Here is a 21,206-nt window from a genome sequence, read left to right as displayed (position 1 = left end):
ACGCCGTGGGTCAGGTGAGCAGATCCGGGATCTCCTGTGTGGCGTACCACAGCAGTTCGTGGTCCTCCGCGCCGTCCACGACGAACCGCGCGTCGTCGTCCCCGGCGTCGGCCGACGGCAGCGCGGCGATCGCGGCCTCCACGTCCGGCACGGCGTCCGGGTCGTCCACGTGCACCGCGGCGACCAGCCGCAGCGGGACCGGCTCCAGCACCCGCACGCGGGCGCGCTCCTCCAGCTCGGCGCCGGCCTTCACGGTCTCGTCGGGCACCTCGGCCGCGATCACGATCCGCCGCGCGGCCACCTCGACGCCGTCCTTGCGGTCGGCGGCCAGCATGCGCAGGGAGGCCCGGGCGGCCTCGGTCAGCGCGACGTACTCCAGTTCCTCGGTGTCCCCCGAGACGTACCACTCGATCAGAGCGGGGGTGACCGCGAAGCCGGTCAGCGGGGCCGGACCCAGCTCTCCCGCGGCGACGACGCGCGCCAGCGCGGGAATCGTGGACGGCAGATACACGCGCATGCGTTCCTCGACTCGGTGTGAATGTGCGGGCGGGCGAACTACAGGCGGGCGGTGCCGGTCTCGCGGAGAGGCAGGCCGAACAGGCGCTCCAGCTCGGCGATGGTCGCCGCGGGCTCGTTGTGGTGGACGCCGACCAGGCCGATCGCGCGGGCGGCCAGGATGTTCGCCTCGATGTCGTCGACGAACACGCACTGTCCCGGCTCCAGCCCCAGCAGGCCGAGCGCGTGGTGGAAGATCCGCTCCTCGGGCTTGCGCATGCCGACCTCGCCCGAGATGACGACCGCGTCGAAGATGGCCTCCCAGCCCTCACGCGCGTAGTGGTCGCCCCAGGAGTTGGACAGCAGACAGGTGCTGTAACCGCCCGCGCGAGCCAGGCGCAGCATCTCGTTCATCTCCTCGACCGGCCGGAAGCCGGCGAACATCCGGGCCAGCAGGCCGTCGGCCTCCGGCGGCCCGCCGTCGAGGGTCACCAGCCGGGCCGCCAGGGCGCGCTCGAACTCGAGGACGGGGATCTCGCCCCGCTCCAGCGCGTGGATCGGGTTCTCCACGCCGGGCTCGGCGCCCGCCCGGTACGCCTGCGCGACCAGGGCGCGCATCACCTCCCGGTAGTGCCGGGGGTCGATCCGGTCCGCCTCGATCCACTCCGCGACGGACTCGGCCAGGCTCGTGGTCAGAACCCCGCCCCAGTCGATCAGCACACCCTTGAGCACCGCGCCTCCCAGCCGACGTGCCTCAAATACTAGGCCGCCCGGCCCGCCCGTCTGCTCATCCGGCGGCCGCGAAGACGCGTTCGGCGATCCTGAGGTGGGCGGCGGATCTCAGCGCGCCGGGATCGGTGTGGATCGGGCCGAAGACGCCGCGTTTGTCCTTCAGCCGCAGGATCCGCAGCACCGACTCGTCGATCCTGCGCTCGGAGATCCGTCCCGACTTCACCGCGTCGAGGACGGCGTCGTACGCCTTGGGCAGGTTCGGCGGCATGAGAAGGATGTCGGCCCCGGCGAGGACGGCCCGTACGGCGACCTCGGTGTCGCCGTACTTCTTCCGCACGCCGGCCATGTCGAGCGCGTCGGTGCTGATCACGCCGTCGAAGCCGAGCTCCTCGCGGAGCAGGCCGGTGAGGATGCGGGGGGACAGCGTCGCGGGGTCGCCCGACGGGTCGAGCTTCGGCATCACCACGTGCGCCGACATGATCGCGTCCACGCCGTGCTCGATCGCCGTGCGGAACGGCGGCGCGTCCAGCTTCCGCCACTGCGCCTTCGAATGCGTGATCACCGGCAGGCCCGTGTGGCTGTCGACCGAGGTGTCCCCGTGGCCGGGGAAGTGCTTGGCGACCGAGGCCACGCCCGCCTCGTGGAAGCCGTCGACGGCCGCCCCGACCATCGCGGCCACCTTCTTCGGGTCGGAGCCGTACGCGCGGGGGCCGATGACGGGGTTGCGGGGGTTGATGTTGACGTCGGCGACCGGCGCGAAGTCGAGCGAGATGCCGAGATCGCGCAGTTCCGTACCGGTCACCCTGGCGACGTCGCGTGCGTTCGCCGTCTTGCCGGTCGCGCCGATCTGCGACGCGCCGGGGAGCTTGGTGACGAGCGGCTTGAGCCGGGAGACGAGGCCGTTCTCCTGGTCCACGCCGATCATCAGGGGCGCCTCGCCCGACCTGGCCGCCGCCTCGCGCAGGCCGGTGGTGAGCGCGGCGACCTGGCCCGCGCCGGAGACGTTGCCCGCCCAGTCGAACAGGATCACCCCTCCGGGGCGGAACTTCTCCACCACCTCCGCCGGTGTCGCCACGCCGTATCGTGCCTCGTTCTCCTTGCTCGCCGCCCCGGCCTTCGGGCCCCAGACGACGATGGTGAACAGCTGCGCGACCTTGTCCCGCAGGCTCATGGCCGCGAGCGTCCGTTCGGCCCGGTCGGCGGAGGGCCGGGCCGCGGGCGACGCCGACGGGGACCCGGCCCCGGACGGCGACGGCGCCGCCGACGACGCTGCCGCCGACGACGCTGCCGGGGACGCTGCCGGTGACACGGCCGCGGGGGACACGGACGAGCACCCGGTCACGAGAAGGGCGAGCATGACGACACCGTGTCTGATTCGTGGCACGTTCTTTACCGTATCCGTGCCCCGGGGGCGACCGGGCCCGGACCGGGTATGCCGGAGAGTCAGAGCGCGAGCGCGTCCAGGCCCGGCAGCTGCGTGCGAGCTGCCGCTTTGGCGTCCGGCGCCGAGGTGGCCGAGCGCGCCGCGGCGGCGGCGTCGCGGCACTGCGCGAGCGTGTGCCGCGACAGGGCCGCGCGCACCCAGGGCAGCGCGGGGGCGCCCATGGACAGCGAGGTGACCCCCATGCCGACGAGCACGCAGGCGAGCACCGGATCGGCCGCGGCCTCGCCGCAGACCCCGCAGCCCTTGCCCGCCGCGGAGGCCGCCGAGGCCGCCATCGCGATCAGGTCGAGCACCGCGGGATGCCACGGGTCCTGCAGCCCGGCGACGGCGCTGACCTGGCGGTCGGCCGCGAGCGCGTACTGCGTGAGGTCGTTGGTCCCGATCGAGAAGAAGTCGACGGCCCGGATGAGGTCCGCCGCCCGCAGCGCCGCCGACGGCACCTCGATCATGATGCCCGCGCCGTCGAGCCCCGCCGTACGGCAGGCCTCGGCGAACCACTCGGCCTCCTCCACGGTGGCCACCATGGGCGCCATGACCTGCACCTTGGCCGAGACGCCCGCCGCGGCCCCGGCCAGCGCGCCCAGCTGTGCGGCCATGATCTCCGGATACCGGCGGAACATGCGCAGGCCGCGCTCGCCGAGCGCCGGGTTCGGCTCCTCCTCCGGAGGCGGCAGGAACGCCAGCGGCTTGTCGGCGCCGGAGTCGAGCGTGCGCACCACCACCCGGCCCTCCGGGAACGCCTCGAACACCGCCCGGTAGGCCTGCTCCTGCTCGCTCCCCGACGGCGCGGTCTCCCGGTCGAGGAAGAGGAACTCGGTGCGGTAGAGACCGACGCCCTCGGCGCCGTTGGCCAGTGCGCTCTCCAGATCGCGGGGGCCGCCGATGTTGGCGAGCAGGGGCACGGGGTGGCCGTCGGCGGTCGCGCCGGGGCCGGTGGCCGCCGACAGCGCCGCGCGCCGTGCCTCGTCGGCGGCGCGGGCCTCGGCCACGCGGGCCGGGCCGGGCGCGAGCAGCACCTGCCCCGAGGCACCGTCGACCAGCACGGAGGTGCCGGGGGCGATCGCGGTCGCGCCGGCGCAGCCCACGACGGCGGGCACGCCCATCGAGCGGGCGAGGATCGCCGTGTGGCTGGTGGGCCCGCCCTGCTCGGTGACGAACGCGGCGACCACGTCCTTCGACAGCAGCGCGGTGTCGGCCGGGGCGAGGTCCTTGGCGACGAGCACGAACGGCTCATCGGCGCCCGTCGGCACGCCGGGCATGGGCAGGCCGGTGAGCACGGCGATCACCCGGTCGCGGATGTCGTCGAGGTCGGCCACGCGCTCGGCCAGGTAGCCGCCCGCCGCCGCGAGCAGGTCCCGATACTTGCCGAACGCGTCGAAGACGGCGCGCGGGGCGGCCACGCCGCGGTCGACGAGCTCGCCGACCTCCATGGCCAGGCTCGGGTCGCGGGCCATCAACGCCTGCGCGCCGAGCACGTCCTGTGCCTCGCCGCCCGCCCTGGCGCCGCGCGCCTCCAGGTCGGCGGCCACCTCCTCGACCGCCCGTCCGGCGCGGGCGCGTTCGGCGGCGGCGTCGCCGTCGTGGCGCGCGTCCTTGTCGGGCTCGGGGATCTCACCCACGAGCACATGGACCGGGCCGTACCCGGCGCCGGGGCTGACCCCCGTACCGGCAAGCACAGTGCCGGCCAGCGACCGCGTGCCGTCGTCGTCCCCCACCGTCGTCCCCGTCTTCCGCTGCCCGTCCATCGGCGTCAGGAGGCCGAGGCGATCTGGGCGAGCTCGTCGAGCAGCTCTTCGGCGCCCTCGCCATCCGCGCTGATGACGATCGACTCCCCCTGCCGTACGTCGAGCGCCAGAACCGACAGGATGCTCTTCGCGCTCACCGGCGCGCCGCCGGCCTTCGCGATGGTGACGTCGAAGGGCACCTTCGCCGCGGTCTGCACGAACGTCGCCGCCGGCCGGGCGTGCAGCCCGACCTCGGACGCGACGCTGACTGTGCGTTCGGCCACGTTTCCTCCTCCTGGGGCGGTGGTCTAGACCGCCGGTAGTTCCGTCAAAGGCCAGTCAATACCCGACATATCGGGGATTACCAGATCCGCGTGCGACAGTTCATCCGGATGATGGGTGGTGGCCACCGCGACGCAGGTCATACCCGCGGCCCGGGCCGCCGCGATTCCGGCGAGCGAGTCCTCGAACACCACGCACTTCGCCGCGTCCACCTGGAGCAGGTCGGCCGCCAGGAGATATCCGGACGGATCGGGCTTGCCCACGCTCACGTCCTCGGCGGAGACGATGGTCCGTACCACCTCCACGACGCCGATGTCGGTGAGCCGTTCCACCGCCCACCATCGCTGGGCCGAGGTGACCAGGGCCAGCGGAGCCCCCTGCTCCGCGACCCGGGACACCAGCTCGGCCGCCCCCGGGACCGGCACGATGCCGGGCAGATCCGGATGGTCGTAGTAGGAGCGGATCTCCTCCATCACGACCTCCGGATCCGTCCCGGGCAGCACCTCGGGAACGACGTCCACCCCGCGGCGGCCCATGACGCGCCGCAGCAGCGTCTCGTCGTAGAAGATCCCATGGTTGTCCAGGAGCATCCGCCACAGGGCCAGGCTGCGGATCTCCGTGTTGATCAAAGTGCCGTCCAGGTCGAAGAGCGCGGCCTCCATCACTGGTCACGACCACTCGAACAGCGCGTCGCCCGCGTTAACGCCGCCCTCGGCGACCTTCCCGACCGCGCCGGCCGGCGCGTCGAGCGCCACCACCGGGCAGACCGGCGAGCGGCCGCCGGCCTCGATCGCGGCGGGGTTCCAGGCCACAACGGGCTGCCCCGCGCCGACGCGGTCCCCCTCGGCCGCGAGCAGGCGGAAGCCCTCGCCCTTGAGTTGCACGGTGTCGATGCCGAGATGCACCAGCACGCCCCTGCCGTCATCCCCCACCACGACGTACGCGTGCGGGTGCAGCTTCACGATCGTGCCGCTGATCGGGGCCACCGCCTCGACGGGCCCGCGTACGGGGTCGATCGCGGTCCCCGGACCGACCATCGCCTGGGAGAACACCGGATCCGGCACGGCGGCCAGCCCGATGGCCGCCCCCGCGACCGGGGCGAGAACAGTCGTCAATGAAGCGCCCTTCCCTGGGACCGGGCAGGCGTCACCGATAGGTCCGCCGGATACCGGCGGACCTGCCGTGACCTCCCGGATCAGCCGATGATGTCCTCGATGTCGCTGGCGATGGTGTCGGCCTCGGGGCCCACCACGACCTGGACGACGTTGCCCGCCGCCATCACTCCGTGGGCGCCGGCCGCCTTGAGCGCGGCCTGGTCCACCCTGGAGGCGTCGTGCACCTCGGTGCGCAGCCGGGTGATGCACGGCTCCACCTCGATGATGTTGTCGGCGCCACCGAGCCCGGCGATGATCGCCTCGGCGTCTGCAGCCATGGGGGATCCTCCTGTTGTTCAGTCGGTCTGGGTGACCTTCTTCAGACCGCGGGGGGAATCGGGGTCGATTCCGAGCCTGCGCGCGAGCGCTTCGGTGAGCAACTGCCCGGGGACGATGAGTCCCAACGGAGCCACCCACTCGGGCAGGTCCGGACCGTTCAGTGCGGCGGTCGAGGCGGCGGCGAGCCGTTCGCCGCCCCCGACGCCGAAGGCGGCGGCGCCCGCGCCGGTGACCCGCTCGGCCAGCGCGACCGTGCCCGCCAGTGTCGGGCCCTGCCCCGCCGCCACCAGGATCGCCGGGGTCTCGGCGTCCACGACCGCGATCGGGCCGTGCAGCAGATCGGCGTACGACAGGCCCATGGCGTGCAGGTAGCACGCCTCCTTGAGCTTGAGCGCCAGCTCCAGCGCGGTCGAGAACGCCAGGCCGCGGCCGGAGACGACGACGCCGGGCTTGTCGGCCAGGCCCTCGACCACGGCGTCCAGGTCGCCGGGGTCGGAGACCAGCTTCTCCACCGCGTCCGGCACCCTGCGCAGGTCGTCGGCGTCCACGTCGGCGCCGAGGCCGATCGCGAGCACGGCCAGCGCCGCGAGCTGGGTCGTGTAGGTCTTCGTGGCCGGAACGGCCTTCTCCTCGCCGGCGAGCGTGCACAGCGCGAGGTCGGCGGCCTGGGCCAGCGGCGACTCCTCGCCGCCGTTGGTGATCGCGACGGTCTTCGCGCCGCAGTCCTTCGCCCACTGGAGGGTCTCGACGATCTCCTCCGTACGGCCGGACTGGGACAGGCCCACGGCGAGCACCCCGTCGAGGTCGAGCCTGCGGCGGTAGGTGGTGGCCACGGAGGGCGCGCCCATCGCGGCCATCCGGCCCGCCCGCGACTCGATCAGGTAGCGGCCGTAGACCGCCGCGTTGTCCGAGGTCCCGCGGGCGACGAACAGCAGGTGCCGGGTGCCGCGCGCGACCGCCTCGACGTCGCCGGTCCTCGGGAGGAGGGCGTCCAGCGTCGCCCGGATCGCCGCGGGCTGCTCGGCGATCTCACCGCGCATTCTGGTCGTCATCGATGATCATCCCTTGCTTGGCGAGATTTGTCCGTTATCGATCCGTCGCCGGCCCATACATTGACACACATTTCCCGGCTGTGGTCTAGTCCGGACTAGACCAGTAAGAACCTTAACTTATTCGGACGATCCAGAGCGAGAGGGGAGGGATCAGTGGCCCAGATCGATCCGGACAGCCCGGTGCCCAAGTATTTCCAGCTACGGGAGATCCTGCTCGACCTCATCGAGAGCAACGAGCTGCCGATCGGCGCGGCGATCCCCTCCGAGCGTGACCTGAGCCAGCGTTATGACCTGTCCCGTATGACGGTACGGCAGGCCGTCGACCACCTGGTGTCCGAGGGCCGGTTGCACCGGGTCCCCGGAAAGGGCACGTTCGTGGCCCGGCCGAAGATCGAGCTGGCGCTCCAACTCACCTCCTTCACCGACGACATGCGGGCGCGCGGCATGGAGCCGGGCTCCCGTGACCTGGACCGGCGGGTGGTCCGGGCCAGTGCCCACCTCGCACGGCAGCTCGGCATCCAGCCGGGAGACGCCGTCCACTTCATCGAGCGGCTGCGCACGGCGGACGGGGAACCGCTGAGCATCGAGCGCGCCCACATCCCGGTCGCGCTCGCGCCCGATCTCGACACCTACGACCTGACCGGACGATCCCTGTACTCCCTGCTCGAGTCGCGCTACGGACTCGTCATGGACGCCGGGGAGCTGACCATCGACGGCGGCGTCGCCGATCCGAGCGACGCCGACCTGCTCAAACTGCCCCGGGGCGGGGCCGTGCTGCTGCTGCAGCGCCGGTCCTTCGCCGGCGGGGTCTGCGCCGAACTCGGCGTCTCCACCTATCGCGCCGACCGCTACCAGCTCCGGACGCTCCTCGGAGCCCCGGCCAGACGCCTCTAGTAGTCCCCCCACCCTGGAGGAACACCCGATGAGTTCCACCTCCGCCGACGCGGGCCTGCCGGCCGCGCCCTCGAACCAGAACGCGGTGATGACCGCGCTGTCCCGTATCGGCCGTTCCCTGATGCTCCCGATCGCGGCGCTGCCCGCCGCGGCTCTCCTTCTCCGGATCGGCCAGGACGACCTCCTCGGCCGTACGGACAACGCGACGCTCGACAAGATCGCACAGGTCATCGGCGGCGCGGGCGGCGCCCTGTTCGACGCGCTGCCACTGCTGTTCGCGATCGGTGTGGCGGTCGGCTTCGCCCGGCGGGCCGACGGCTCGACCGCCCTGGCGGCCGTGGTCGGCTACCTCGTCTGGGACCGGGTCACCCACCTGATGTTCTTCGACGCCTCCGCGGACGCGGCGGTGCACAAGAAGGTGGCGCAGACCGTCCTGGGAGCGGACGGCAAGCCGGCCGAAGCGCTCAACCTGGCGTCGGCCAACCCGACCGGAGTGCTCGGCGGCATCCTCATGGGCCTCGTCGCGGCCATCCTCTGGCAGCGGTACTACCGGACCAAGCTGCCCGCCTACCTCGCGTTCTTCGGCGGCCGCCGCTTCGTGCCGATCCTCACCGCGCTGGCCGGACTGATCCTCGGCGTCGTCTTCGGCCTTGTCTGGCCGCCGATCGGGCAGGGCCTGACCAACTTCGGCGACTGGCTGGCCACTCACTCGACACTCGGTGCGGGCATCTATGGGATCGTGAACCGGGGCCTCATCCCCTTCGGTCTGCACCACTTCGTCAACTCGATCGTCTGGTTCACCGTGCCGGAGTGCACCGTCGGCGCGACCCAGGCCGCCGGCGACCTGAACTGCTACTTCGCCGGTCAGGACGGCGCCGGAGCTTTCATGGCGGGCTTCTTCCCGGTCATGATGTTCGGCCTGCCGGCCGCCGCGATCGCCATGTGGCGGGCCGCGCCGCCGAACCGCCGCGCCGCCATCGGCAGCATCATGATCTCCACGGCCCTGATCTCGTTCGTCACCGGCATCACCGAGCCGATCGAGTTCGCCTTCATCTTCGTGGCCCCGATCCTGTTCGCGGTGCACGCGCTGCTCACCGGCGTCTCGATGGCCCTGGTCGCCGCTCTCGACGGACGGCTCGGCTTCGGGTTCTCCGCCGGTGCGATCGACGCCGCCCTGAACGCGACGAAGGACAACACGCACAACTTCTGGCTGATCATGCTGATCGGCGTCGTCTACTTCGTCCTCTACTACGTGGTCTTCAGCTTCCTCATCAAGAAGCTGAACATCATGACGCCCGGCCGGGAACCGGAGCCCGACGTGGACTCCGGGGAGAGCGCCGAGACGGCGCGGGCCCGCGCCTGACGCGTCACGTCCCCTCTCAGGGAGCAGGGGCGCCCGGTGATCCCGGGCGCCCCTGTTGTGTTTCCCGTGGTTGCGGATGCCGTTAATCGTCGATCAGACCATGTGCGAATCCGAGAGGCTCACGCCAACCCGAGGGGATTTCCCGGACGAACCTCGGCACAAAGGCCCGCCACGCTGCAAAGTTGGCGTGCCCGGTATCAGGAGGGATGACCGCAACCTCTATTAGGCGTCAGGTTCACTGCGCACGAGAGCGGAGTCCCGATGCCCAAGCCCGTCCCCCTGCCACGGCTCACGTCCGTCCCCCCGGCCGATCCTCCGTACGACGAGCGCGACGGCGGCGGCCACATCACGCCGCGCCCCGGCACGTACGGCGCGCTGGCCCTGGCCCCGGTCCCGCGCCGTACGGGCACGCCCACGGACGAGCGCCGCCTGCGGGGGCTCGGCCAGGCGCTCGCGGAGGTCCTGGCGGGCCGCAGGCCTCCGGAGACCGTCGCCGGACGGCTCACCGAGCGGGCCTACCGCGAACTGGTCCGGGCCGGGAAGATGATCGACGCCGAGCGGCCGCCGCTGACAGGTCTTCCCCATGTACAACGCCCCCGCGACGGCGCGATCGAGATGTGCCTGCTCGTCCACTGCGGGCCGCGCAGCCACGTGCTCGCCGTACGACTGGAGCGGCAGGGCGTGCAGTGGCTCGTCACCGAGTTCGAGACCGCGTGACCGGGGCCCTCGTGACGCGAAGGACCCCGCCGGGCAGGCCCGGCGGGGTCCGTTCTCAGGTCACGTCACGCCTGCTGGTTGCGCGGGTCCCCGTGGCAGCGCTTGTACTTCTTGCCCGAGCCGCAGGGGCAGGGCGCGTTGCGCTCGGTGTCGCCGTAGGCGGCGCGCTGCTCGGGGGTCGACCGCACCCGGCTGACCTCCACGTCGCCGCTCTCGCCCGGCGCGCTGTAGACCATCTCGGTCGGCCGCGACGGCTGCCGCAGGGCCCGGGCGATGATCGAGCCGGTCTCGGAGAGCGCCGTGTCGTCCTCGGCGTTCTCCTCGACGATCGGGTTGGCCTGCACCTCGACCTCGAGGTTGAACAGGTAGCCGGCCGACTCCTCCTTGATGCCGTCGAGCATCGCGGTGAACATCTCGAAGCCCTCGCGCTGATACTCGATCAGCGGGTCCTTCTGGGCATAGGCGCGCATGCCGATGCCCTCCTGGAGGTAGTCCATCTCGTAGAGGTGCTCGCGCCACTTACGGTCGAGCACGGAGAGGATGACCCGGCGCTCCAGCTCGCGCATCGCCTCGGAGCCGAGCTGCTCCTCGCGGCGGTCGTAGGCCGCGAGCGCGTCCTCCTTGACCTTCTCGGCGATGAGCTCCGCCGACAGGTCCTCCCGGTCGCCGCCGATCCGCTCGATGAGCTCGTCGACGGTGAAGGAGATCGGGTAGAGCTGGCCGAACGCCTTCCACAGCTTCTCGAGGTCCCACTCCTCGGCGAAGCCCTCCGCGGTGGCGCCCTTGACGTAGTCGTCGATGACGTCGGTGACGAAGCCGCGGACCTGCTCGTGCAGGTCGGCGCCCTCCAGCACCCGCCGCCGCTCGGCGTAGATGACCGTGCGCTGGCGGTTCATCACCTCGTCGTACTTCAGGACGTTCTTGCGGATCTCGAAGTTCTGCTGCTCGACCTGGTGCTGCGCGGAGGCGATGGCCTTGGACACCATGCCCGACTCGATCGGCACGTCGTCCGGGATGTTGAGCCGCGTCATGATCATCTCGACCCGGGCCGAGTTGAACAGCCGCATGAGGTCGTCCTCGAGCGAGAGGTAGAAGCGCGACTCGCCGGGGTCGCCCTGACGACCGGAACGACCGCGGAGCTGGTTGTCGATGCGCCGCGACTCGTGCCGCTCGGTGCCCAGCACGTAGAGACCGCCGGACTCGGTGACCTCCTCGTGCTCGGCCTTGACGGCCTCCTTCGCCTTCTCCAGCGCCTCGGCCCAGGCCTTCTCGTACTCCTCCGGAGTCTCGGAGGGCGACAGGCCGCGCTGCTGAAGCTCCAGGTCGGCGCGGAACTCGGGGTTGCCACCGAGCATGATGTCGGTGCCTCGACCGGCCATGTTGGTCGCCACGGTGACCGCACCCTTGCGGCCCGCCTCGGCGACGATCGCGGCCTCACGGGCGTGGTTCTTCGCGTTCAGCACCTCATGGGGCACGCCCTGGCGCTTGAGCATCCGCGACAGCTTCTCGGACTTCTCGACGCTGGTGGTGCCGACGAGGACCGGCTGGCCCTTCTCGTAGCGCGCCTTGATGTCATCGACACACGCCTGGAACTTGGCGTCCTCGGTCTTGTAGACGACGTCGGGCTGGTCCATGCGGACCATCGGCCGGTTCGTCGGGATCGGGACGACGCCCAGCTTGTAGGTCTGGTGGAACTCGTTGGCCTCGGTGGCGGCCGTACCGGTCATGCCGGCCAGCTTCTCGTAGAGGCGGAAGTAGTTCTGGAGGGTGATCGTGGCGAGAGTCTGGTTCTCGTCCTTGATCTTCACACCTTCCTTGGCCTCGATGGCCTGGTGCATGCCCTCGTTGTAGCGGCGGCCGTGCAGGACGCGCCCGGTGAACTCGTCGACGATCAGGACCTCGCCGTCGACGACGATGTAGTCCTTGTCCTTCTTGAACAGTTCCTTGGCCTTGAGAGCGTTGTTGAGGAACTGCACGAGGTGGGTGTGCTCGGGCTTGTAGAGGTTGTCGATGCCGAGCCAGTCCTCGACCCTCTCCACGCCCGCCTCGAGGATGCCGACGGTGCGCTTCTTCTCGTCGACGACGTAGTCGCCGGTGCTCTCCTCGCCGTCCTTGCCCTCGGTGCCACGCCGCAGCCGCGGCACGATCTTGGCGAACTCCTGGTACCACTTGCCCGACTGCTCGCCCGGGCCGGAGATGATGAGCGGAGTCCTGGCCTCGTCGATCAGGATCGAGTCGACCTCGTCCACGATGGCGAAGTTGTGGCCACGCTGGACGCACTCCTCCATCGACCACGCCATGTTGTCGCGGAGGTAGTCGAAGCCGAACTCGTTGTTCGTGCCGTACGTGATGTCGGCGTTGTACTGCCTGCGGCGCTCCTCCGGCGGCATGTTCGCCAGGATGACCCCGACCTCCAGGCCGAGGAAGCGGTGGACGCGGCCCATGGTCTCGGCGTCGCGCTTGGCCAGGTAGTCGTTGACCGTGACGACGTGGACGCCCTTGCCGGAGATGGCGTTCAGGTACGCGGGAAGCGTACAGGTGAGCGTCTTGCCCTCACCGGTGCGCATCTCGGAGATGTTGCCCATGTGCAGGTTGGCGCCACCCATGAGCTGCACGTCGAAGTGGCGCTGCCCGAGGACTCGACGGGCGGCCTCGCGGACGGTCGCGAACGCCTCCGGCAGCAGGTCGTCGAGGGACTCGCCCTCGGCGTGGCGCTGCTTGTACTCGGCGGTCAGTGCGCGGAGCTCGGCGTCGGACAGGCTCGTGAAGTCCTCTTCGATGGAGTTGACCTGCTCGGCGATGCGCTTGAGCTTCCGCAGAGTCTTGCCTTCGCCGGCGCGAAGGATCTTGTCGAGAATGGCTGGCACTTTTAGTAAAGCTCCTCGCAGGTCTACCCCGGCCGATCACCGGGGTGTGAGGACGAGACATACTTCCCCGCTAGCCATCGTAGGCGGTTCCAGTACCAGACACACCCACCTGCTATCGACGGAGCGCCGCGGCACAATCGCGTAACTCATAAGGGGAAAACCGCGCCCAAGGATCCCCCGATGTTCCGACCACCTCTGCCATCAGGTAGAAAACGGGGTATGGCACAGAGCGGACACCAGGGCAGCCACGCGGGTAGCGCCAAATCTTGGCTCGCCGTCTCCATCATCCTCATCGGCTTCACCGTCGGGGGCGTGGCGCTGACCCTCGGCCCGAGTTGGCTCTTCGTCTGGATCGGCGTGGGCATCTGCGCCGTCGGCGGGCTCCTCGCGCTCGCGTTCGACATCTTCTCGGACGTGATCGTGGACGCCCCCCGGGAGGTTCCGGTCCAGGAGCACCACTCGCCGTTCGAGCACCGGTCGATCACCTCCTGAGGTCGACCCGGACCCGAACCCGAACCACCGTAAGCGTTTTGTCGGTCACGGCGTCTAGCATCTGTGGCTGTGACCGACCTGACCGCCGATCTCACCGCTGACGAGGCCCGCAGGATCATCCTCCGGGCCCAGGGTTTCCTCGGCGCCGCAGCCCGCGGCGGCGGTGTCTCCGCCATGCTGCGGCGCGTCGGCGCCGTCCAGCTCGACACCATCTCCGTCCTCGCCCGCTCCCACGAGCTCGTCGCGTACGCGCGTCTCGGGGCGGTCGGGCGCGCCGCGGTCGAGCGGGCCTACTGGGACGACCCCGCCCGGGCCTTCGAGTACTGGTGCCACGCCGCCTGCGTCCTGCCCATCGAGCAGTGGCCGCTGTACGCCTTCCGCCGCCGGGCCTACCGGGAGCGGCGGTTCCGCTGGCACGAGGTGCCGCCGGTCGTCGACAAGGTCCTGGAGCAGGTGCGCACGGACGGCCCGCTGACGACGGCCGACATCGGCGGCGCCAAGAATGGGGGCCCGTGGTGGGACTGGTCGGACACCAAGATCGCCATCGAGTTCCTGCTCGACATCGGTGAGGTCGTCTGCACCCGCCGCGTCGGCTGGCGGCGCGTCTACGAGCTGGCCGAGCGCGCGGTCCCGGCGGACCTGCTCGCCCAGGACCTGCCCGACGAGGAGTGCGTGGCCCGGCTGACCGCGATCGCCGGGCGGTCGCTCGGCGTGGCGACCAGGGCGGACCTGGTCGACTTCACCCGCGTCAAGGGCGGGCACGCCGCCATGCTCGACGATGCGCTGCTGAGCGGCGCGGCCGGCCTCGTGCCCGTACGCGTGTCGGGCTGGCCCGCCCGGCGCGGCGCGGACGCGGGCGGGCCGAACGCCTGGGCCGATCCCGCGGCGCTGGAGAGCGAGCCGCGCGGGCGGCACCGCACCACGCCGCTGTCGCCGTTCGACTCGCTCATCTGGGAGCGGGCGCGGGCGGAGCGCGTGTTCGGCCTCAACCACCGCCTGGAGGCGTACGTCCCGAGGGACAAGCGGGTGCACGGCTACTTCGCGATGCCGGTGCTCGCGGGCGGGCGGATCATCGGCCGGGTCGACCCGGCCCGTGAGGGCGCCACGCTGGTCGCCCGGCAGGTCGGCTTCGAGCCGGGCGGCGGCCGCGGGCGGGCCGTGGAGGCGATGAGCGACGCCCTGTGGGAGGCCGCGAGCTGGGTCGGCTGCACCGACGTGCGGGTGGAGCGGGTCGCCGCGCCGGACCTGGAGGGCCCGTTGCGCGCCGCCGTGGCCCGCGGTCCCGAGCGGGCACCGGCCAGGCAGTCGCCAAGTGCCCCCTAAGGACCTGTTCCGGCGGTGGACGCCATGACGACGGACGACGCGGTCACCCCGCTCAGGTGATCTCCAGCAGCCGCTCGCGCACGGCATAGACCACGGCCTCCATGCGCGAGTGGAGCTGGAGCTTCTCCAGGATGTTGCGGACGTGGTTCTTCACCGTGTTCTCGGAGATGAACAGGTCCTTGGCGATCTCGCGGTTGTTCATGCCCTTCGCGACGAGGCGCAGGACCTCCATCTCCCGGTCGGTCAGGCGGGGAACCGGGAGTTGGGGAGGCCGCTCGGCCTCCTTGCGGCTCATGTTCGCGAACTCGCTGATCAACTTGGCCGCCATGGCGGGGTTGATGAGCGACTGACCCTCGTGGACGCCGCGCACGGCGTCGGGCACCTCGTCGATCTGGACGTCCTTGAGCAGGTATCCGGTGGCACCGGCCTTGATCGCCTCGAAGAGGTCCTCCTCCTCGTCGCTGACCGTCAGCATGATGATCCGGGTGCTCGGCACCGACTCCTTGATCTTCCGGGTCGCCCCGATGCCGTCCAGCCTCGGCATGCGGACGTCCATCAGGACCACGTCCGGCATCAACCGGTCCGCGAGCTCGACCGCCTCCTGGCCGTCGTTCGCCTCGCCTACCACCTCGATGTCCGCCTCCGCGGCCAGCGCGAGCTCCAGACTGCGGCGGATCAGCGCGTGATCGTCGACGATCAGCACACGGATCGGCTCGCTTCGACCGGCTGCTCGGGCCGCCTCGTCGGGTCGGGTCACGGAACCTCCTTGCGGGGGCCAAGGACGCTGGATCGCCATCATTACACGGGTGCCAGGGTGGTTAGGGATCTTGTTGCGCCCGTCCCGTCCCTCTCCGCCCGGTTTGTTCCCGGATGTGCGGAGCCCCGGCCCAGATGTCCGGGCCGGGGCGCCTCGCGGAAACTAGCTCTCGACGAGCCTGAGGACTCCGTAGTCATAGCCGCGCCGGCGGTAGACGACGCTCGGCTGGCCCCCTTCCTTGTCCCGGAAGAGGTAGAAGTCGTGACCCACCAGCTCCATCTCCAGGAGCGCCTGGTCGATCGTCATGGGGTCGGCCTTGTGGAACTTCTCGCGAACGATCAGCGGTCCTTCGCCGTCCATCTCGATGGGCACGATGGGCTCGAAGCTCGCGCCCCGCTCCGCTGCGGTCTCCGCCGGGATCTCGGCGACCGGTGCCGGCTCCGGTTCCTCCCGGAGGGTCTGGATCTCCCCCTGGACATCCGCCACCGCGGTGTACGAGGCGACCGAGCGAGGATAGTTCTTCCCATGGTGGATCTTGCGGCGGTCGGCCAGGCGCCTCAGCCGCTCCTCCAGCTTGCCGATGGCGATGTCCAGCGCCGAGAACCGGTCGTCCGCACAGGCCTCGGCGCGGATGGCGGGGCCCCGCGAGTGGATCGTCAGCTCCACCCGTTCACGTTGCCCACTTTGCCGGTGATTGGGCTCCTTTGAGACCTCTACGTCGATCTGGATGAGCTTGTTGTTGAGCTTCTGGATCCTGGCCAGCTTGGACGTCACTTGATCGCGGAACCGGTCACCTACAGTGGTGTGCCGTCCCTTGACGATGATTTCCACGCAAAGCCCCCCTTCGCACATCGACGGTGGTGCACGCGCTCCTTGGACACCCGTCCGGCCGACCTGGTCTTCGTCCCCACATTCGCCTGCTGAGAGATTCGCAGCTCACTCGCCACTACTACCCTTCTCCTCTGACGGGGGACATCTGGACCCCCGGGAGGGCAGGACTTACTCCTAAGCCGCACCGTGATCGGTCGACCAAGAGTCGCCTTACGTGGGCCGTTTCGCCTGCGGCTGGCATCGGCTAACCAGGCCGGACTCCGCGATGGAGTCGGCCCGGCGCAACCACGGACCCGAACGGGTGCCATGTCTGAACGCTAGTCGCTACCGCCTCGAATGTCAGCCAGGAGATCGGCTAAACGATCACTTTGCGTGATCCCGGTTGCCGTCTGGCCGATGGAAAATTCGCGGTCATGTTCTGGGAATCCCCGCCAGCGCGGCATCCACACCTGGATTGAGCAGGGAAGTCGCCGCAAATCCGGCAGCGATCCGCTCCACCGCGGGATGCCCCAGGCTTGCACGAGTCTTTACTGTCGGTGATGTTCACCAATCCGGCGTCTCCGGCGTGTCGCGGCGATCGTGACCGCCACGGCCGGCTCCGTGCCCGTGGCGCGCAGCGCCCTGGCCGCCTCCGCCAGCGTCGTCCCGGTCGTAACGACGTCGTCCACCAGGACCACGGCGACGGCCCCCGGACGGCGGCCGGAGGGCCGGAGCCGCGCCGCCGCGCCCGGCACGACCTCGAAGGCGCCCGACAGGTTGACGGCCCGCTCCGCCGATCCCAGCCCCGCCTGGTCGGCCACGCGCCGGCCCTGGCGGAGCAGGGGCGCGAGGGCGGCGGGACGGCCCCGCCGGCACAGCTCGCGGGCCGCCGCCGTGGCGAGGCTCCGCACGGGATCGTGCCCGCGGCGGCGAGAGGCGGCCCTGGCGCTCGGAACCGGCACCAGCCACAGCTCGCGGTCCGCTCCCCCGCCCGCCGCCCACGCGGCCACACAGGCGCTCACCGAGGCGGCCAGGGCCGGCACCAGGGCCGTACGGCCGCGTTCCTTGTGCGCGAGGATCATCCGGCGGGCCGCTCCGTCGTAGGCGGTGGCCGACCAGCAGTCCGGCAGACCGGCGGGCGGCGGGTCCGGCGGCCGGGGAGCCGGTTCCCGCAGCAACCCGGCCGTACAGGACGGGCAGGCCACCGCGCCCGGCGCGCCGCATCCGGCGCAGCGGGGCGGAAGGATCAGGTCGAGCAGGGCCGCCGGCACGCCCCCAGCATGCCGCCCGCCACCGACAATCCGCCCTGGGCGGCTCAGCCGAGGGGGTAAACGGGGTTGGTGGCGCCGTTGTACGCGCGCGGCGTCCAGGCGTGCTTGTCCATGCTGTAGGTGAGCACCTGGCCGTCGTCGGCCGCCGCGAGGACGTGGTCGGGGGCGGCGGCGACCGACTTGACCTTCGAGTCGAGCTTGATGGGCCCGTCGCCCGGGACGACGCCCTCCATCACCGACCACATGACCAGTTCCTGGCCGCTCCTGCCCTCGGACAGCACGAGCAGATCGGCGGCGTCCTGCCAGGCGATGTCCTTGATCTTCTGCGCGTCGCGCGGCTCGATGAGCGTCCGTACGGACTCGATCCGGGTCTGCTGGCCGTTGCGGACGATCGTGCCGATCTTCACGGAGGTGCCGAGGCCGTCGTCGAGGATCGCGGCGACACGGGCGCCGTCCCGGGAGACCCGCAGCTTGACGATGCGCCCGTACGACAGCTCCTCGTTGACGTCCACCCGGCGGGCCCGGCCGTTCTCGGCCACCCAGACCCGGCTCTCGTGCGGGTTGACCCTCTCGGCCGACCAGACGGCCCCGTAACGGTCCCAGGAGGGAGGGCTCATGTCCCCGCCCGCGATCCACCGCTGCCACTGGCTGCCCGGTGTCATCGGGGCGGCGTAGACTCCGTCGCCGTTGACCAGGGCGGCCACGAGGGGCGGGAACTCGCCGGGGTCGGAGACGGCCGGCTGGGAGAACTTCCCGGCCTGCTCGCCGGCCGCGCCTGGCACCGGCGTGCCGTCGCCCTTCTCCTTGAACTGCAGCAGCCTGCCGCCCTGCATGTAGTACGCCTGCACCGAGCCGGTCAGCACGCTCGGGTCGTAGCGGGCGTAGTCGGCGGGCCGGAAGCGCAGCCCCGAACTGCCGTTCGCGCGGATCTCGACGGTCCGGCCGGTCACCAGCTCGCCGAGCGTCCAGACGAGCTGGGCCTTCAGCGCGTCGAGACGGTCGGCGGGCACCGACTCCAGCTCCGAGGAGAAGTCGATCACGACCGTGTCGCCCTCGACCGTGATGCGGTTGAGCTGCGTTCCCGGCGGGAACGCGCTGCTGACCGCGTTCCTGATGGACGAGGTCGGTCCGGCGAGCAGGCGGCGGACCAGCGTCTCCGGCACCCCCCGGCTGGGCTCGACGGGCGCCCACACGCGGTCGGCCACGAGGCCGACCTCCCCGGTGGCCGGTGGGTAGTACAGGTCCACCTTCCGGTACGCGCGCCACAGGTCGTCGTACGACAGCAGGCGGGCGTCGGGCGGAACGTCGATCCGCCACTCGCCGTTCTGCTTGACCAGCGTGAACGGCTCGACGAAGTTGCCGGCGGACGGGGTGGACCTGCCCTCCTCGTCGATCGTGGCGACCGCCGTGCCCTTCAGCGTCACCGTCGTCCGCGTGACCTCCTGGAGGTTCTGCGCCCGGTCCGACTCGATCTTGCCCTCGTAGATCCGGGTCTGCCGCCACGGGTTCCAGGCCTTGGCCGCGCCGGGGGTGAGGTACTCCCTGGCGACGCTCAGCTCCCGGTCGTCGAAGGCCGCCATGGCCGCCTGGAAGCCCTTGACGATGTCCTCGGGCAGGGCGCCCTTCTTCGGCCGCGTGGCGATGAGCCGCACGTACGGCTGGCTGAGCGTGTCCTTGCCGTGGTCCTCCTGTGCCGGGCGGGGGCTGCCGCTCGTGGGCACGGTGGCGCACCCCGCCCCGCCGGTGACCAGGACGAGCGCCGCACCGGCGACAGCGGTGAGACGGCGGGCGCCGAGCCGCTCACTCCGCATCGAAGGCCCCCGCCTCCACGTTCTCCCTCGCCCGCGGCGCCGCCTCCGGCGCGACGCCGGCGGCCGGGGTCAGGACCGGCGTGGCGTGGCCGCGCCACGTGCGCCGCATCTCGACCTCCGGCGGCACGAGCGGGAGCGGCGACCCGCGCAGCGGGGCGCCCGCCACGCGCGGCAGCGACAGGCGGAACTGGCTGCCCTCCCCCGGAGCGCCCCACGCCTGGAGCCAGCCGCCGTGCAGCATGGCGTCCTCCCGCGAGATCGCCAGGCCGAGCCCGGTGCCGCCGATGGTCCGGGCGCGGGAGGGGTCGGCCCGCCAGAAGCGGTCGAACACCATCGTCTCCTCACCCGGCTTGAGGCCGACCCCGTGGTCGCGTACGGCCACGGCCACTGCGTCGCGGTCGGCGCCGAGCGTGACGACGATGTCCTTGCCCTCGCCGTGCTCGATGGCGTTGAAGAGCAGGTTGCGCAGGATGCGCTCGACCCTGCGGCCGTCCACCTCGGCCATGCAGGGCTCGTTGGGCAGGCGCAGCTCGAACCGGGTGGCCTGCCGCTCGGCGAGCGTCTCGGAGTCGCCCACCGCGCGCAGGACCACGTCGCGCATGTCGACGGGGTCCAGGTCGAGGGTGGCCGCGCCCGCGTCGTACCGGCTGATCTCCAGCAGGTCGGCGAGCATCGACTCGAAGCGTTCGAGCTGGTTCTGCATGAGCTCGGCGGCCCGGGCGGAGGCGGGGTCGAAGTCGTCGCGGCCCTCGTACAGCAGGTCGGCGGCCATCCGGACGGTCGTCAGCGGCGTGCGCAACTCGTGGGAGACGTCGGAGACGAACTGCCGCTGCACCTGCGAGAGCTCCTCCAGCTGGTGGATCTTCAAAGCGAGGTTGGACGCCATCTCGTTGAAGGACGTCGCCAGCCGGGCGAGGTCGTCCTCCCCGCGCACCTTGAGCCGCTCCTCGAGGCGGCCCGCGGCGAGCCGCTCCGCGGCCTGGCGCGCGAGCCGTACGGGCGTGACCACCTGCCGCGTGACCAGGGAGGCGACACCGGCGAGCAGCAGCACGAGCGCGGCTCCCGCGCCGAAGACCATCCGCTGGACGGTGAGCAGTGTCTTCTCCTCGTCGCCGAGCGGGAAGACGTGGTAGATCTCGTAGGCGCCGTTCACCCGGGCGCCGACCACCATGCCGCTCTCGGGCTGCTTCGCGCCGATGTACCGGATCTTCGTGAACGCCTTGGTGAGCGACTGCTCCTCGCTGCTCTGGACCTTCTCCCGCAGGGAGGCCGGGATGCTCGACCAGTCGATCTGGCCGGACGCCCGGCCCTCGCCGATCGATGCGTCGTTGAAGACGACGACGTCGTAGCGGCCTCCGGAACGGTCGGTCAGGGCCTTGGCCGCCGCGTCGACCGGGTTGACCGTCTGCCCCTGGGCCGTGGCGTCCTGAGCGTTGTCGGTCACGTCCGCCGGTTGGGTGAGGTAGCCGCTCGCGGTCGCGACGTTCGCCCGGGACTCCTCGACCGCGGCCACCTCGCTGGAGGTCAGCACCGAGGCGCTGATCGACTGGTACAGGAAGACGCCGAGGACGGCCACGACGGCCATCGACAGCACGAGTGTGCTGGTGACGACGCGAAGCTGGAGCGAGCGCCGCCAGGCGCGCCGCAGCCGGCCCGCGAGGCGGCGCGCGCGTCTGCGGACCCCGCGGGCGATCTGGCCCGGGGTCCGGCGACGCAGTTTCCTCGCGGGGACCGGCATG

20 protein-coding genes are annotated in these 21,206 nt (G+C 71.2%); 5 read left to right on the top strand and 15 right to left on the bottom strand.

Translation table 11 applies throughout. The features are described 5' to 3' along the window. Nucleotides 1-10: 10 nt before the first annotated feature. The 9 genes from HHX30_RS16485 to HHX30_RS16445 all read right to left on the bottom strand — a co-directional run bounded on the left by HHX30_RS16485 (nt 11) and on the right by HHX30_RS16445 (nt 7,162). On the bottom strand, nt 11-517 hold the full coding sequence (locus HHX30_RS16485) for a DUF6912 family protein (RefSeq protein WP_169982849.1): 507 nt from the start codon (nt 515-517) through the stop codon (nt 11-13). Between the two features lie 38 nt (nt 518-555). Beyond that, complete coding sequence (locus tag HHX30_RS16480; RefSeq protein ID WP_169982848.1) at nt 556-1,227, bottom strand: HAD family phosphatase; 672 nt, start codon at nt 1,225-1,227, stop codon at nt 556-558. A 55-nt stretch (nt 1,228-1,282) separates the two neighbouring features. Next, nucleotides 1,283-2,611 carry a glycoside hydrolase family 3 protein gene (locus tag HHX30_RS16475; RefSeq protein ID WP_311922486.1) on the bottom strand — a complete coding sequence of 443 codons (1,329 nt, stop codon included), beginning with the start codon at nt 2,609-2,611 and terminating at the stop codon, nt 1,283-1,285. Between the two features lie 59 nt (nt 2,612-2,670). Beyond that, on the bottom strand, nt 2,671-4,416 hold the full coding sequence (gene ptsP / locus HHX30_RS16470) for a phosphoenolpyruvate--protein phosphotransferase (protein ID WP_169982847.1): 1,746 nt from the start codon (nt 4,414-4,416) through the stop codon (nt 2,671-2,673). A gap of 5 nt (nt 4,417-4,421) precedes the next feature. Next, the gene (locus HHX30_RS16465; protein ID WP_169982846.1) at nt 4,422-4,679 is read right to left on the bottom strand and encodes an HPr family phosphocarrier protein; all 258 of its coding nucleotides are present in this window, start codon (nt 4,677-4,679) and stop codon (nt 4,422-4,424) included. Between the two features lie 24 nt (nt 4,680-4,703). After that, a complete protein-coding gene (locus HHX30_RS16460) occupies nt 4,704-5,339 on the bottom strand; it encodes an HAD family phosphatase (protein ID WP_169982845.1) in 636 nt (211 codons plus the stop codon). Nucleotides 5,340-5,345: 6 nt separating this feature from the next. Continuing rightward, entirely contained in the window at nt 5,346-5,792 is a 447-nt protein-coding gene (locus tag HHX30_RS16455) for a PTS glucose transporter subunit IIA (protein ID WP_169982844.1), read from the bottom strand. Nucleotides 5,793-5,872: 80 nt separating this feature from the next. Continuing rightward, nucleotides 5,873-6,109, bottom strand: a complete 237-nt coding sequence (locus HHX30_RS16450) for a glucose PTS transporter subunit EIIB (RefSeq protein ID WP_169982843.1) — start codon at nt 6,107-6,109, stop codon at nt 5,873-5,875. An 18-nt stretch (nt 6,110-6,127) separates the two neighbouring features. After that, nucleotides 6,128-7,162, bottom strand: a complete 1,035-nt coding sequence (locus HHX30_RS16445; protein WP_169982842.1) for an SIS domain-containing protein — start codon at nt 7,160-7,162, stop codon at nt 6,128-6,130. Between the two features lie 153 nt (nt 7,163-7,315). Between HHX30_RS16445 and HHX30_RS16440 the strand changes: the two genes are divergently transcribed. From HHX30_RS16440 to HHX30_RS16430, 3 genes are all read left to right on the top strand, one after another. Next, on the top strand, nt 7,316-8,056 hold the full coding sequence (locus tag HHX30_RS16440) for a GntR family transcriptional regulator (RefSeq protein ID WP_169982841.1): 741 nt from the start codon (nt 7,316-7,318) through the stop codon (nt 8,054-8,056). 28 nt (nt 8,057-8,084) lie between these two features. After that, a complete protein-coding gene (locus HHX30_RS16435; RefSeq protein WP_169982840.1) occupies nt 8,085-9,419 on the top strand; it encodes a PTS transporter subunit EIIC in 1,335 nt (444 codons plus the stop codon). A gap of 261 nt (nt 9,420-9,680) precedes the next feature. Continuing rightward, a complete protein-coding gene (locus HHX30_RS16430) occupies nt 9,681-10,136 on the top strand; it encodes an Rv3235 family protein (RefSeq protein ID WP_169982839.1) in 456 nt (151 codons plus the stop codon). A 65-nt stretch (nt 10,137-10,201) separates the two neighbouring features. On the opposite strand, the gene secA is transcribed toward HHX30_RS16430, so the two are convergent. Then, on the bottom strand, nt 10,202-13,003 hold the full coding sequence (secA, locus tag HHX30_RS16425; RefSeq protein WP_169982838.1) for a preprotein translocase subunit SecA: 2,802 nt from the start codon (nt 13,001-13,003) through the stop codon (nt 10,202-10,204). Nucleotides 13,004-13,222: 219 nt separating this feature from the next. Between secA and HHX30_RS16420 the strand changes: the two genes are divergently transcribed. Together HHX30_RS16420 and HHX30_RS16415 are read left to right on the top strand one after the other, a co-directional pair. After that, a complete protein-coding gene (locus tag HHX30_RS16420; protein WP_169982837.1) occupies nt 13,223-13,495 on the top strand; it encodes an HGxxPAAW family protein in 273 nt (90 codons plus the stop codon). 69 nt (nt 13,496-13,564) lie between these two features. Beyond that, nucleotides 13,565-14,818 carry a DNA glycosylase AlkZ-like family protein gene (locus HHX30_RS16415; protein ID WP_311922485.1) on the top strand — a complete coding sequence of 418 codons (1,254 nt, stop codon included), beginning with the start codon at nt 13,565-13,567 and terminating at the stop codon, nt 14,816-14,818. 52 nt (nt 14,819-14,870) lie between these two features. On the opposite strand, the gene HHX30_RS16410 is transcribed toward HHX30_RS16415, so the two are convergent. The 5 genes from HHX30_RS16410 to mtrB all read right to left on the bottom strand — a co-directional run bounded on the left by HHX30_RS16410 (nt 14,871) and on the right by mtrB (nt 21,205). Next, nucleotides 14,871-15,575 (bottom strand): response regulator transcription factor, encoded by a 705-nt coding sequence (locus tag HHX30_RS16410; RefSeq protein ID WP_169982836.1) that lies wholly within the window; start codon nt 15,573-15,575, stop codon nt 14,871-14,873. Nucleotides 15,576-15,737: 162 nt separating this feature from the next. Then, on the bottom strand, nt 15,738-16,406 hold the full coding sequence (hpf, locus tag HHX30_RS16405) for a ribosome hibernation-promoting factor, HPF/YfiA family (RefSeq protein ID WP_169982835.1): 669 nt from the start codon (nt 16,404-16,406) through the stop codon (nt 15,738-15,740). A gap of 527 nt (nt 16,407-16,933) precedes the next feature. Beyond that, nucleotides 16,934-17,656, bottom strand: coding sequence for a ComF family protein (locus HHX30_RS16400; protein WP_169982834.1), 723 nt, complete (start codon nt 17,654-17,656; stop codon nt 16,934-16,936). A gap of 44 nt (nt 17,657-17,700) precedes the next feature. After that, the gene (locus tag HHX30_RS16395; protein WP_169982833.1) at nt 17,701-19,467 is read right to left on the bottom strand and encodes an LpqB family beta-propeller domain-containing protein; all 1,767 of its coding nucleotides are present in this window, start codon (nt 19,465-19,467) and stop codon (nt 17,701-17,703) included. Continuing rightward, nucleotides 19,457-21,205 carry an MtrAB system histidine kinase MtrB gene (gene mtrB, locus HHX30_RS16390; RefSeq protein WP_169982832.1) on the bottom strand — a complete coding sequence of 583 codons (1,749 nt, stop codon included), beginning with the start codon at nt 21,203-21,205 and terminating at the stop codon, nt 19,457-19,459. Before mtrB ends, HHX30_RS16395 begins: the two co-directional genes overlap by 11 nt. Nucleotide 21,206 lies beyond the last annotated feature (1 nt).

Source organism: Microbispora sp. H10836, assembly GCF_012999525.1.
In the GTDB taxonomy this organism is placed as follows: Bacteria; Actinomycetota; Actinomycetes; order Streptosporangiales; family Streptosporangiaceae; genus Microbispora.
The sequence above is the reverse complement of the archived record's forward strand: the minus strand, read 5'-3'. Positions and strand labels throughout refer to the sequence as shown.